The organism is Leptospira meyeri (assembly GCF_004368965.1).
GTDB lineage: Bacteria > Spirochaetota > Leptospiria > Leptospirales > Leptospiraceae > Leptospira_A > Leptospira_A meyeri.
This window is the reverse complement of sequence record NZ_SORO01000001.1, coordinates 915,205-928,230: the sequence shown is the minus strand read 5'-3', so window position 1 is coordinate 928,230 and position 13,026 is coordinate 915,205. Positions and strand designations below refer to the sequence as shown.

The following is a 13,026-nucleotide window of genomic DNA, read 5'->3' as shown; positions in this document are numbered from 1 at the left end:
ATCCGCACGTCATGGGCCGCCGCGACAATTTGAAAATACTCACAACTGCCATTCTAGTGGTCCTACTTCTTTCATCGTTCATTTTTGCATTTATCTATAGAAACGAAATTTACCAAAAACTCCAAACCATCGGAAAAAACCGTGAGGTGGAGATGGTGGATCGGGAAATCGCAAGAGAAAACCAAAGTATCCCGGCACCCAAAGAAAATTTTTCGAAATCAGAATCCAAAGATACTTCTGAAGATCGTTCCAAACTTCCAGAACTTCCTAGTTTAGAGGATATGGAACCTGAGTCAGAGAGGCCTCGTTCTGTATCTGTGGCAGCTTCCACTAAATCAAAAGAAAAGGTGGAACCTTCTTCTAGTTTGCAAGAGAAGTTGGACCAAGTAGAAGAATCCTTATCACCTAAAGAAGAACCAAAAAAAACAAAGAAACCTTCTAAAAAAGAAGACTCACTCTCTGAAGGAATGGAACCTACTTCCTCCACCAAACAGCCGAAAGTGGATGCTACGGATTCTGTAAAACCGACAAAACAAACAAAATCCAAAGTTGCCAAAAAAGAAAAACAGGTGACTTCTCTGCGTAACCAAAAGAGTCGTTCTGCGACTTCTAAAAAACCAGGAACCAAATCACAAAAGTTAGCTGATTCACAAAAATCCACAAAAAGGACATCAGAAGAATCTGGATCTTCTTCAATGGAAGTTCGGATGAGGAATGTGGAACAGAAACTCTCTAGCCAAAATGACAGAAACGAAAAACGATTTGTGGAAATCGAACGTCGGATTGAGTCTTTGGAAAAAGCCTTAGCTAAGTAAGCGTGTCCGATTACGGTTTTTATTACCGCTCCATCCAATCTTCTTTAAAAGATTTGTTTCCAAACAAATCCCCCGTTCTCATTGCCGTATCCAAAACCAAACCTTATGAAGTGGTAAGAGAAGCCTATCTGCAGGGGATTCGCGAATTTGGTGAAAATTATATTCCAGAAGCCATATCCAAATTTACAAAACTAAGAGAAGAGTTTCCTGAAGCAGCTACGTCAGTCAATTTACACCATATAGGTCCTGTCCAATCAGGAACCTTGCGAAAGTTATTTGGAATATTTTCGTTTACTCATGGGGTCGGATCCATTTCTTCCTTAACGGAACTTCTCAAACGTGCCGAGAAAGAAAAAAAACAAATTCGTTATTTGATCCAAGCAAATCTCACGGGAGAGGAGACCAAACATGGTCTGAATTTGGAAACCCTTCGTTCCATGAAAGATACTCTGAGCGGATACCAAAATGAATTTTGTATTTGGGAAGGTTTTATGGGGATGGGACCGTCTAGCGGCGATTTGTTTGCAACAAGAAGAGTTTTTTCAGATTTTGCCGAATTACGTGATACATATTTTCCGGATAAAAAGTTATCTATGGGAATGAGTGGTGATTATGAAATTGCCTGTGAATTGGGAGCTGACTATTTAAGGGTTGGTTCAAAGATTTTTGGAGAGAGAGATTATGCAAAAGAAACCATTTGAAGCGGTTGGGGTTGTAGGCCTTGGAAAGATGGGTGGGGCCATTGCAACGGCCCTTGTCGGAAAAGGTACCAAGGTATATGGATTTGATCCCAACATAAAAGAATCTCCTATTTCAGGAGTGACACTCCTGGGAAGTTTGACCGCCATGTCAGATGTTGCTGAGTTGATCGTGATTGCCGTAAAACCCAATTTAGTCGTTCCCGTCTTAAAAGAATTTTCAAAGCCGACCACTTTTGTTTCCATTGCTGCTGGAATTTCTTATTCGCAAATGGCGGATGTGGCACCAAAAGGATCAAATTCGGTAAGAGTGATGCCAAATCTTCCTTTGGTTTCTGAACGGGGTGCGTTTGCGTATTTTTGTGAAGATCCATCTGTTTCTCAAGTAGAACGATTGTTTGATGGAATGGGAACAGGAATCCGTGTTGCCAAAGAATCTCTCATGGATGCGGTCACGGGACTTTCTGGATCCGGCCCAGCCTATGTGTTAACATTTTTGCAGGCAATGGCAGAGGGAGGATTGCAAGAAGGTTTGAGCTACGAGGAATCTTTGTCTTTGGCAATGGAAACCATAGAAGGAACCCTTGTGTATTTTAGGAATTTGCGAAAGGCTCATCAAAACATTCATCCTATGGAAGTGAGAAATTGGGTGACATCTCCCGGCGGTACAACCATTCATGGTTTAGATGCTCTGGAAAGAGGTGGATTCTCAACCGCCGTAAGGGATGCGATCAAACGAGCGACGGAGAGAAGTAAGGAATTAGGGAAAGGATGATAACGGTTGCGCGGACAGGATTCGAACCTGTGGCCTTTGGGTTATGAGCCCAACGAGCTACCAGCTGCTCCACCGCGCGGTATAAGACCATTATTTTTAAGATTGGTAAATTGTCAACGTAAACAATATGAAAACTTTGCTATTTTCTATCGATTGTAAATTTATCGATTTCCGCCAAAATCTTACTTTACAGTAGTCAAAAAAGACGAATGATTCCTATCTTATACAGAATTCTGGCGGTGCGTTTTGTCTTTTAAAGAAAACACTGATATCGTTTTTGAGCATTACGAAAAAAAAATCTACGACCAAAAACAGCTACTGGAAATCTCTCGTGCCCTGAATTCCACGTTAGACTATAAATACTTAATTGATGCAATTCTTAACATTTGTTTGGCGCAGCTACAAACTTTACATGCGGCTATGTATTTAGAGCCTGAAATTGATTTAGGACTTTTTAAGTTGGAGCCCCAATCCATCAAAGGATTTGAATTAAGTGCTGAGGAACAAAACTACGAAGTAAAAATCGATAGCCCTCTCATTCATTATTTTGAGGAAAAACCCAAAGCCATTACCATGGACCAAATCCTTCAAATGGATTCTTTGAAGTCTATTCCTGATATTACTTACCTCCGTAAGATGGGAGCAGAGATTCTTGTACCACTCAATGCCAAGGGAAAGGTGAATGGACTTCTCGTTCTTGGGGACAAGATGACTTCCGAAGAGTTTTTGGAAGATGAAAAAGAATTTATGACTACCCTTGCGAACCTTGCAGGGATTGCTGTGGACAATGCTAGGTTGTATGAACTGGCAACCGTAGACATGATGACGGGTTTAAAAATCCATCACTACTTCCAGACCAAACTCAAAGAAGAAATGGAACGTTGTCGCAAAAAAGGAACCAAACTTTGTCTATTATTTACAGATGTAGATCATTTTAAAAGTTTTAATGATACTTACGGACATCAGGCAGGTGATGTGGTTCTCATTGAAGTCGCAAAACAGCTGATCAATGCTGGCCAACGACATCATATCCCGGCTCGGTATGGTGGGGAAGAGTTTTGTCTGGTAATGCCTGGAGCTTCAGAAGAAGAAGCCATGGCAAAGGGAGAAGAGATTCGTAAAGCAGTTGAATCCATGGTGGTCAAAAATCCAAATGATGGATCCGATCTAAAAGTGACTTTGTCTGTTGGGGTATCAAGTTTCCGACCAACCGATCGAAACAATAAGGATTTGATCGAAAGAGCGGATAAAGCACTCTATCAGGCAAAACATTCTGGTAGAAACCGCACAATTTGTTATAAAGATTAGGAAATTTGCCGATGGGTAGAGTATGGCAGAGCCAGCATACTTACTCAATGACCTTTCCCCATCGGTTCCTTCTGATGTCTACGAATCCATTCGCAACCGGGCCTTGGGTCTTTCCTCGTATGATTTTCAACCATACTCTTGTTTTATTGAATACAAGACAAAGGATACAATTACCGGGATTGAATACCGGGATTGTATCGTAGACTATACCAGATGCACAAACTCTCGCTGTATCAAAAAGTTAGTTTAGTAGTATTTTTAACTTATTTTGGGGCTTGTCAACCTAGCCCCATTCCATCCCGCCAAACTTCTGTTTCGTATCAGTTTCCTACATCCAAAACTCTACCTCCTCATACCAATATCACCGTAATCGATACAGGGACTCATCTTCTGCTTTCGGGTATCAAATCCAATCAGGGTGATGATTCTTTTTTATGGGATACTGGGTCTGAGCTGAGTTTTTATGAATCAGCGGGCCCCGAAGAAAGTTCTACTTTCACTTTAGGTGGTCAAAGTTTTACTTTGAAGAACATCAAAGGAATTTTGCCAAAATCGATTCCAGGACTCCTCGGAATCGAATTTTTTTCGGAGAATTGTATCTTATGGTATGGCGAAGAGTTGAAACGGTTTCCACGGGATTCCCCATTCTGTGAACATCCAGGTGCATATCTCTCTACCGATTTTAAATTTCTAAATACAAAGAAGAAAGGGAGGTTTTTCTTTCTGCAATTTGAATATCCCGAAGGCCATACATCCTTTGCAGAAATAGACACGGGTGCTTCCCTAAATCTTTTGCCAGAGGGCCCAAATGACCTGTTTCTAGGAGAAAGGAAGGTATTTCTTGCAGGAAATAGAATCAAAATGGCAAACCATAGGGAATCGGCATCTCCTCTCTATCTAGTGACTCAATCGGGGATTCGGGAAGAATATAAACAAGTCCAATATCTCACAGGAATTTCACTTGAGAATTTCCATTTGCCAGGGGACAAGGATAGGGAAGAGGTTTGGGTGATCGGTCTAAACACTCTCCGGACTCGTCCCTTGTTTTGGGACTTCTTTCGGAATCGTGTGGGTATTGTTCGTTTCAAAAACTAAGGTGAAAGAAAAAGAAAAAATCATAGTAGCGATGAGTGGTGGGGTAGATAGTGCGGTAGCCGCAGGGCTTCTGATGGAAGCAGGTTACGACGTCATCGGGGTCAACCTACGCACTTGGGAATATGAAGCCCCTGCCTGCGATACCACAAAAAAATCCTGCTGTTCTCCAGAAGACATTCGTGATGCTCGCGATGTAGGTCTTTCTTTAAACATTCCGTTTTATGTAATCAAAATGGAAAAGGTGTTTGGGGAACGAGTCATCGATCGTTTTATTAATGATTATAAAGATGGAAGGACACCAAACCCTTGCGTGGAGTGTAATACCTTTGTTAAGTTCGGTGCCCTATTCGAACAAGCCAAAACTTTGGGAATCGAAAAAATTGCAACTGGCCATTATGCTCGTGTCATAGAAGTTGATGGGCGTTATGCGATTCGCAATGCAGTGGATATGAAAAAAAACCAAGCGTACTATTTGTACGGTTTGTCCCAAGAAAATATAAAAAATACGGTTTTCCCACTTGGTGAAATGGACAAAGCACAGGTTCGTGAAATTGCAAAACGAATGGGTCTCCCTGTGGCTGAAAAACCGGAATCACAAGAAATTTGTTTTATTCCAGAAAATGATTATAGAGCTTTTTTAAAGAAGAAGGGAATGGAATTCACTCCAGGTTTTTTTAAATTAGCATCTGGACAAATCATTGGCAAACACCAAGGAAAAGAAGGATTTACGATCGGTCAAAGAAAGGGTCTTGGGATCGCATGGAAAAATCCATTGTATGTTTTGTCCATAGAAGATGATGGAACGGTTGTACTTGGGGAAGAAGAGGAAACTGTTTCAGAATCTTTCCTTTTAGAAGAAATTACCTACCAAGCCTTGACTCCTATGGAAGTGGGTGAATCCAAAGAAATGAAAGTCCAAATCCGTTACAGAAGTGCACCTGTACATTGTAAGGTGACTTCTCTTGGAAACACCTGGAAAGTTGAATTTTTGGAAGATGTAAAAAGTGTAACTCCGGGACAGTCAGCGACCTTTTATCCAACAAATGGTGATTACCTACTTGCTGGAGGGATCATTCAAAAAGGTTCCATTACAAGAAAGGTAAAAACGAATTTTGTTTTAGAGGCAGAGAGCGTTACCATTTGAAATCGGTAGAAGGCAAAACCATTCTCATTATCGGTGGGGGATTGTTACAAGTTCCCATCATTCAAACAGCAAAAACTATGCGACTCCATACGGTCGTTGCCGATATGAATCCATCTTCTATCGGTTTTCAAATTGCAGATGAAGCCATTGTTATGTCCACAAAGGACGTAGAAGGAATGGTTCGAGAATCCAAAAAATTTGTCCAAAACACACAGATACATGGAGTGATCACTGCTGGAACCGATGCGAGTATGACGGTTGCTGCTGTGGCTTCCGCCTTACAACTTCCAGGAATCCGATTTGTAGATGCAGAAGCAGCATCTAATAAAGTGAAGATGCGACAAAGACTAAAAGAGTTCGGAATGCCAATTCCTCGTTTTGCAGCTGTATGGTCTTTGCAAGATGCTAAAGATGCTCTGGACTCGTTGACCTTTCCGCTTGTCATGAAACCGGCAGATAATATGGGAGCTCGTGGGGTCATCAAGGTCAATCATAAGGATGACCTTACCAATGCCTTCCGTCATGCCAAAAAGTTTTGTCCTACTGGAGAATTGATTTTAGAAGAGTATATGGAAGGGCCTGAACTTTCCGTAGATGCTTTGGCATTTCAAGGCCAAATTCGAATGACTGGGATTGCGGACAGGATCATCGAACGGGAACCGTATTTTATTGAAGTAGGGCATAACATGCCTTCGGCGATGCCCAAGGAAGTTTTGGATGAAGTGGAACGAGTGATGGCTGGAGGGATGCGGGCTCTCGGAATTCATCTTGGGGCAGGTAAAGGAGACATTAAGGTTACAAAAGAGGGAGTCAAAATTGGGGAAATCGCAGCAAGACTTTCTGGTGGTTTTATGTCTGCGTTTACTTACCCTTTATCCACAGGTGTGAACTTAAACCGAGCAGCTTTATTGATTTCTCTGGGTGAAACTCCAGATAATTTGGATCCAGTGATTAGTCGCGTTTCCATCGAACGTTCGTTACTTTCTAAACCTGGAAAACTTGTTTCGATTGGAGGGGTGGAGGAAACTAAAAAAATCGATGGAGTGTCAGAGGTTTTTATCCAATCAAAACCAGGTGATATTATTAAAGAACCTACAAATAACATTGATAAGTCTGGGCATGTTATCATCGTTGCTGACAATTTGAAAGAAGCAAATCTTGTTTTTGAAAAAGTAAAAGAAACTATCAGATTCGAAGTGGATGAACAATTTTCGATTACCGAAAAAGAAATAGGAGACCAAGCACGAATTCGGTTTGGAAAAGATATTTGTTGGGTTTGCAAACAGTGTGACGGAAGCAATTGTGCCTCGGGAATTCCTGGAATGGGTGGGGTGGGTCGTATGGATACCTTCCATGACAATAGCGTTGCTCTTTCCGAATATTCGATTGTGCCGGGATACATCCGAAACCATGTATTTCCTGAAATCCAAACTCAGTTTTTGGGTTATGATTTAAAAACACCAATTATGGCCGCTCCTATGACAGGAGTCGGAACCAACATGAACTTTGTGATGACAGATGCCGATTATGCCAATCTCGTCGTTCGGTCCTTTGTTCAAAATGGAAGTCTTGCTTGGCTTGGTGATGGTGCTTCCCCAGAAAAATATAAAATTATGTTAGAAGCCCTAAAAAAGGCATCTGGAAAAGGAATATTCATCTGTAAACCAAGGGAAGATGAATCCATGTTAGTGGATCGATTCAAACAAGCAGAAGCGGACGGAGTGTTCGCTCTGGGAATGGACATTGATGCGGTAAATTTTAAAACAATGGTGCAAAAGAATTTATCAAGCATTACCAGGCCTTTGGAACGTTTGATCAAACTTAAAGAAAAAACAAAGTTACCGTTTATCCTCAAAGGTGTTATGAACCCGGAAGATGCGAAATTAGCTTTAGAAGGTGGGTTTTCTGCCATCGTGGTATCGAATCATGGAGGAAGGGTTTTGGATGGAATGCCTGGAACAGCACGAGTTTTACCGAAAATTGCCGAAGCGGTTAAGGGTAAAATTCCACTGCTTGTGGATGGAGGCATTCGTTCCGGGATGGATGTTTTTAAAATGTTGGCTTTAGGGGCTGATGCAGTTCTTCTTGGAAGGCCTGTTGCCATTTCGCTTGTTGGTGGTGAAGAAGCAGGGATTCGTTTTCTATTACAAAAATATTCTGAAGAACTAAAACAATCAATGAGTGTTACTGGAGCTAAAACTTTGGTGGACATTAAGCGAACGATGTTGCTTCATAAACTTCACGGTTGATTATGGATAAGGAAATCAAAGATCCGGAAGGTATTTTAAAGGTTATTACCGCATTATTCGGTAAACTCCCTGCATACATTATTAATTCGGAAAAAGAACTTCCGGTCAAGATCATTGCCTTAAAAAATAAAGCTCTCATCATCAATACAAATTTAAAATTCCCTAATAGGGATCGTGTTCTTACCGTTGTTCACAATGGCAGTAAGTTTTTGGCTCATTTTTTAGTTGCTGGTGGTGACGGAAACGGAATTGAAATTTTAACACCTGTTAAAATACAAATAACCCCAGCTTCAAGACAAGGATCGCGGGTTGATACAAGCCAAATCCAATCGGGGATGGTGGTTTCCAATATTATCAACGTTAACGACGTTTCAAAAGCAATTGGATTTGATGATAAAAAAGTAGATGCAATCCTTCTTGCATATCGAACCAAACTCACAAAAGCATTCCCATTATCCTCAATCTTTTTTGCTGGTCGTATGGACAATCGACTTCGGCTCATGCACCACTACGACAAAGATATTTTTATAATCGACCGTAAGGAGAAGTCTACTGCATCAGCAGACTTTTTTCCTTTTGATGAATACTTAAGAATTTTCGATAGTTCTAAAATTCCAGATACTTATACTTCTGAAATTTGTGTCCCGATCAAATACAAAGGTTATGTTCATCTCGGATATGTTCAGGTTTTATCAGAAAAACCACTCGACTTAGAAATTTATAAACAAATTCAAACATTTGCGAATGCTGTGAGCCGCGATATTATCAGTACGGGAGTTTTCCAGGAATCACGTGATGTTTGTCAGGTAATGGATTTAAGTATGGGTGGTATTAGTTTCATCCATGCACCTTCCAGATCATTTTCAAGATCGGTTACTTTAAACGGAACCATACTTTTTGATTTAAATTTGGAAAGTGGTAAAAGAGTTACAATCCGCGGGATCATCAAAAACATCCGTAACCAAGAAACTAATTTTCGAGTTGGTTGTCAATTCTACAACCTAACAGAAAAAGACGTAGAAGTTTTGGAAGTTTTCCTAAATGTCGGAAAGGAAGAAACTTCAGCAGATGAGACTCTGCTTGAATCGCAAGAGTCCAATGCTTTTCAAGAAGAAGAAACCAAAGAAGAAACAACTTCTGTGATAGGTGCTGTGGATGAACCGGATGATCCTTTTGGTGGTGCCATGGATTCTGATCTCAGTTCTGAAGAACCAAGCGCTGAATCCTAAAGGATGTCTTCTTACCAAACATTGATTCGTTATCCATTTTCTGGAAACACGATCCTTGTCTTTCTTACCACCAAGTTCCCTTATCATAGTAAGGATGAGTGGCAATATCTTTTGGATATGGGTCGCATCCATGTCCAAGGGAAAGTGGCAAGTGCAGAACTTGTGCTCCAGGAAGGGGATAGCGTCGTGTATGAACCCATCCCAGGCAGAATCCAAGAACCAGAAGTCGATACCGATTATGTGGTTTTAAAAGAAACAGAAGAATTCCTTTTTATTGATAAACCGGGAAACTTACCTATGCATCCAGCAGGTAGGTACCGTACAAGAACTCTATTGAATCTTTTGGAAGAAAAGTATCCCTTGGTAATCCCTGTCCATCGGTTGGATCGCGAAACCTCTGGGATTGTGATCTTTGCCAAATCCGAAGAGAGTCGCACTTGGCTTCAAAAGAAATTCGAAAAGAGAGAAGTGAAAAAAGAATACCTTGCAGTGGTTCGGGGGAAATTTCTGAACTCAATTTTTCTGGATGGTTATATTGGGAAAAATTTAGATTCTGCCATCCGAAAAAAAATGAAGTTTTCTCTAGAAGAATTTTCTGATTCAAAATTTGTTTCAACTGAATTCATTCCTTTGGATTTTATTGAATCACAAAACTTAAGTTTGGTACTTGTTCGCCCCTTAACAGGTAGAATTCATCAAATCAGAGTTAGTCTGCTGTATCTAGGTTATCCTATTCTTGGAGATAAATTATATGGTCCACGAGAAACTATGTTTTTGGATTTTGTCCAATCAGGGCTTTCTCCTTCCTTATTAGAAGAACTTGGGGCAGAAAGACAAATTTTACATGCACATAGCATTAGTTATACTGATGATCGAACTGGTGAAAAGATAAAAGTAAGATCAAATCCTTTAAAAGAACTTCTATCCTTCTTCCCAAATTATGAAGACTATGTCCCATAACTTTCAATAAAAAATCCAATTTAAGATTCGCCTTTCCTCCGATCTTTCTATAAAGAGAGAGGAGGCTTTTGCAAAGGATGGCAGGAGCAGGCAGACTATTAAAGGATTCCGATAAGATTGTATTTGGTGAGTTTTGGACAGCAAAACAACGCCAAGGACATCCAATTCATCATACCGTAAGTTATAGAGCATCATTTAAGCCGGAACTTCCTTCTTTTTTTATGAAGGAATTCTTAAAAAAGAAAAATAGAGTCGTTTATGATCCGTTTGGTGGTAGAGGAACTACGGCCATCCAGGCCAATATTGAAGGTCATGTTGCAGTACATAACGATATCCATCCGTTGTCTATTTTTCTTGCGAGTGCGAGACAATATGTTCCTAAACTAGAAGACTTGGAAAAAAAGTTAAATTCTTTGGATTTGGATAGGGAAGTAGAAGATGATCCTTTTGATGTAAACTTACTTCCTTTTTTTCATCCAAGAACATTAAAAGAAATCAAGAATCTTAAAATGTATATGGCGGAAGATTTGTCTATAGAGATGAAGTTCATTTCTCTGATTGCTCTTTCACGTTTACATGGACATAGCACTGGATTTTTTTCTGTTTATACTTTTCCACAAGTTTCGATTCCACCGGAAGCGCAGGCAAAAAACAATGCCAAACGTGGGCAAACCCCGGAATACCGGCCAATCAAACCAAGAATTTTACAAAAAATGAAACGGGATCTGGCTCTCCCCATCCCGCCATTTTATCATGAATTTTCAAAAAATAATTTGTATTCACTCAATTCAGCGAACTCTGTTCCCAATTTAGAATCAGAATCAGTCGATTTGATTGTAACTTCCCCACCTTTTCTTGATAAGGTGGACTATGAAGGTGACAACTGGTTACGCCACTGGTTTCTCGACATCCAAAAATCTAAGGATAGAAAACTAAGTATTTTCAGTAATCTCAGTGATTGGAATGCATTTATTCGTTCGACCTTAAAGGAATCAGCAAGAGTTCTTAAAAAAGGTTCCTATATGGTGATGGAAGTTGGCGAAGTCAAAAAAGGAAACTCTATTCTTTATTTGGATGAAGATGTGGTTCGGATGGCGGAAGGGACAGGCCTTGTCTGGAACAAGACTTACGTCCATACCCAAAGTTTCACAAAACTTTCAAATTGTTGGCAGGTTTCTAACAACGAAAAAGGTACAAATTCCAATCGTTGTGTGGTCTTACGAAAGGTTTTATAAGTCTAATCTTTGTATGAAACAAATTCGACTTTTGGTTCTCGTTTCTTTTTTGGTAACTTTGTTCGTTGCTTCTGGTAATCATTCAGGATTTGGACTCAGTGCAGATCCTTTAGACTCTCATCCAATAGAAATTTCGATCAAACAGAAATCCGTAGGGAAGTATGAGTTAGAATTGTTTTTACCAAAGGACTTTGGGTTCCAGATGGAAGCACCCCATCGTATTTTTTTGTCAGGTGCAGATGGACTAAAGGTTTTGAACGCAGACCTAAAACTAAAAGGACCAGTTCATCCCAAAAAACCGGAATACTTTGAATATCTTAAACCCTTAACCTTCCAAGTGGAAGGAAAAGGGAAGTTGCAGTTGGATGCGAAATTGTTTTATTGTAACTTTCTAAAAAACATTTGTATCCCCGCTAAGGTGAACAAATCATTTTCCATTTAGCAAATGTTAGGAAATTATTCCAGGTCTTTGGTTACAAGACGTTTCAAGTTGGACTTTTGAATTTGGTATAAGAAAAAATACCTTCCTCCAACGGAGACGTTTTTATCCACAATCTTTCCTTCTTTGGAAATATCTCGGAGTTCTTTTCTTCCCTTATCAGAGAGATTTGGGATTGTATATGTTTTTAATAAGTTCAGAGACTTTTGTTCGGCAATTGTTTTTGCTTCTTCGATTCGTTCTGATTCACTGGGAAGAACGCTAGACACAGCAACCTGAAATAGGGATTCAGAAAGAAATCCTTCTTTTGCTTTCGTAAATTCTAAAATTACTTCGTTTTCAGTATCTTTGGTTGGTGGGACTTCTTTTGTTTCTTTGGATTTACAATTCCAAACAAAAGCGAGAATCGTGAAAGACAGGATCATCCTTGATAAAGTTTTGTTCATTTACAGTTTCCTAGGTTCTAAAAGCGGAGTTTTCTCCACACGTTCCATTAATTTAGGTTGGATATTTCGGAATAGGAAAGCACATTTTGTGCGATCCGAATAATCTTCTTTATAGAGAACAAGGCCATCAAAGAACCAAGAAAAACTGTGAGTATTTTCGATTGTGTTCTCTTTTTGCGTTTGGGTGGTATTTGTAGCGGTTTGCCCTTGTTGGGCGGATGGTTGCGGGCTTGTTGTTGTGGTAGTGGGACTGACTGCCCCAATCGCAGTCGTTGTTTGAGGGGCATTCGCGATGAGACGTGCTTGCCTATCCTTTCCTTCCAAAGATTTTGAGTATTCGTCAATGCTTTCACCGAATTGGTGTTTTTGTCTTTGGATTTGTATGAGGTAGGGCAGAGCCAATCGTTCTCTTTCAACAAAAGCTCTTTGTTTGCAATCATTCCGTCTGGCGACCCCTGATACCTCTTTGTAGGTAACCGGAATTTCCACTTTGATTTGAAAAAATTCCCGAGAGATAAAACCTTCGTCACTTTCATTTTGGAGTGCTCGTTCCACATAACTGGGATCGGCGATGGTAAAGAGGCGACATGAACAAAAGAGACTTAAAATTAGAAGTTTACGAACCATTTCCAA

At 40.1% G+C, this 13,026-nt stretch carries 14 protein-coding genes and 1 tRNA gene; 12 read left to right on the top strand and 3 right to left on the bottom strand.

The window, feature by feature from the left end:
• Positions 1 to 11 precede the first annotated feature (11 nt).
• The 3 genes from CLV96_RS04410 to CLV96_RS04400 are packed head-to-tail and all read left to right on the top strand — an operon-like array spanning position 12 to position 2,288.
• Positions 12 to 815 (top strand): hypothetical protein, encoded by an 804-nt coding sequence (locus CLV96_RS04410; protein WP_004788818.1) that lies wholly within the window; start codon positions 12 to 14, stop codon positions 813 to 815.
• A 2-nt stretch (positions 816 to 817) separates the two neighbouring features.
• A complete protein-coding gene (locus tag CLV96_RS04405; RefSeq protein WP_004788451.1) occupies positions 818 to 1,516 on the top strand; it encodes a YggS family pyridoxal phosphate-dependent enzyme in 699 nt (232 codons plus the stop codon).
• A complete protein-coding gene (locus CLV96_RS04400; RefSeq protein ID WP_004788571.1) occupies positions 1,497 to 2,288 on the top strand; it encodes a pyrroline-5-carboxylate reductase family protein in 792 nt (263 codons plus the stop codon). Before CLV96_RS04405 ends, CLV96_RS04400 begins: the two co-directional genes overlap by 20 nt.
• A 6-nt stretch (positions 2,289 to 2,294) precedes the next feature.
• Here the strand turns inward: CLV96_RS04400 and CLV96_RS04395 are convergent.
• Positions 2,295 to 2,367 (bottom strand) — tRNA-Met (locus CLV96_RS04395).
• A gap of 167 nt (positions 2,368 to 2,534) precedes the next feature.
• On the opposite strand from CLV96_RS04395, the gene CLV96_RS04390 reads away from it, so the two are divergent.
• The 9 genes from CLV96_RS04390 (at position 2,535) to mpl17 (ending at position 11,950) form a co-directional block, all read left to right on the top strand.
• Positions 2,535 to 3,596: a sensor domain-containing diguanylate cyclase gene (locus CLV96_RS04390; protein ID WP_004789018.1), complete on the top strand. Its 1,062-nt coding sequence runs from the start codon at positions 2,535 to 2,537 to the stop codon at positions 3,594 to 3,596.
• A 22-nt stretch (positions 3,597 to 3,618) separates the two neighbouring features.
• The gene (locus CLV96_RS04385) at positions 3,619 to 3,846 is read left to right on the top strand and encodes a hypothetical protein (RefSeq protein WP_004788740.1); all 228 of its coding nucleotides are present in this window, start codon (positions 3,619 to 3,621) and stop codon (positions 3,844 to 3,846) included.
• The gene (locus CLV96_RS04380) at positions 3,810 to 4,691 is read left to right on the top strand and encodes a hypothetical protein (RefSeq protein WP_004789214.1); all 882 of its coding nucleotides are present in this window, start codon (positions 3,810 to 3,812) and stop codon (positions 4,689 to 4,691) included. Before CLV96_RS04385 ends, CLV96_RS04380 begins: the two co-directional genes overlap by 37 nt.
• A gap of 1 nt (position 4,692) precedes the next feature.
• A complete protein-coding gene (gene mnmA / locus CLV96_RS04375) occupies positions 4,693 to 5,835 on the top strand; it encodes a tRNA 2-thiouridine(34) synthase MnmA (RefSeq protein ID WP_020777378.1) in 1,143 nt (380 codons plus the stop codon).
• Positions 5,832 to 8,084, top strand: coding sequence for an alpha-hydroxy-acid oxidizing protein (locus CLV96_RS04370; RefSeq protein ID WP_004788423.1), 2,253 nt, complete (start codon positions 5,832 to 5,834; stop codon positions 8,082 to 8,084). Before mnmA ends, CLV96_RS04370 begins: the two co-directional genes overlap by 4 nt.
• A gap of 2 nt (positions 8,085 to 8,086) precedes the next feature.
• On the top strand, positions 8,087 to 9,313 hold the full coding sequence (locus tag CLV96_RS04365) for a PilZ domain-containing protein (protein WP_004788562.1): 1,227 nt from the start codon (positions 8,087 to 8,089) through the stop codon (positions 9,311 to 9,313).
• A gap of 3 nt (positions 9,314 to 9,316) precedes the next feature.
• Positions 9,317 to 10,273, top strand: coding sequence for an RluA family pseudouridine synthase (locus tag CLV96_RS04360; protein WP_004788594.1), 957 nt, complete (start codon positions 9,317 to 9,319; stop codon positions 10,271 to 10,273).
• Positions 10,274 to 10,350: 77 nt separating this feature from the next.
• Positions 10,351 to 11,508, top strand: coding sequence for a DNA methyltransferase (locus CLV96_RS04355; protein ID WP_004788473.1), 1,158 nt, complete (start codon positions 10,351 to 10,353; stop codon positions 11,506 to 11,508).
• Positions 11,509 to 11,521: 13 nt separating this feature from the next.
• A complete protein-coding gene (gene mpl17, locus CLV96_RS04350) occupies positions 11,522 to 11,950 on the top strand; it encodes a cell surface protein MPL17 (RefSeq protein WP_004788994.1) in 429 nt (142 codons plus the stop codon).
• Positions 11,951 to 11,964: 14 nt separating this feature from the next.
• On the opposite strand, the gene CLV96_RS04345 is transcribed toward mpl17, so the two are convergent.
• Together CLV96_RS04345 and CLV96_RS04340 are read right to left on the bottom strand one after the other, a co-directional pair.
• Positions 11,965 to 12,393 carry a lipoprotein gene (locus CLV96_RS04345; protein ID WP_004788873.1) on the bottom strand — a complete coding sequence of 143 codons (429 nt, stop codon included), beginning with the start codon at positions 12,391 to 12,393 and terminating at the stop codon, positions 11,965 to 11,967.
• Positions 12,394 to 13,020 carry a hypothetical protein gene (locus CLV96_RS04340; RefSeq protein WP_004788489.1) on the bottom strand — a complete coding sequence of 209 codons (627 nt, stop codon included), beginning with the start codon at positions 13,018 to 13,020 and terminating at the stop codon, positions 12,394 to 12,396.
• Positions 13,021 to 13,026: the final 6 nt, after the last annotated feature.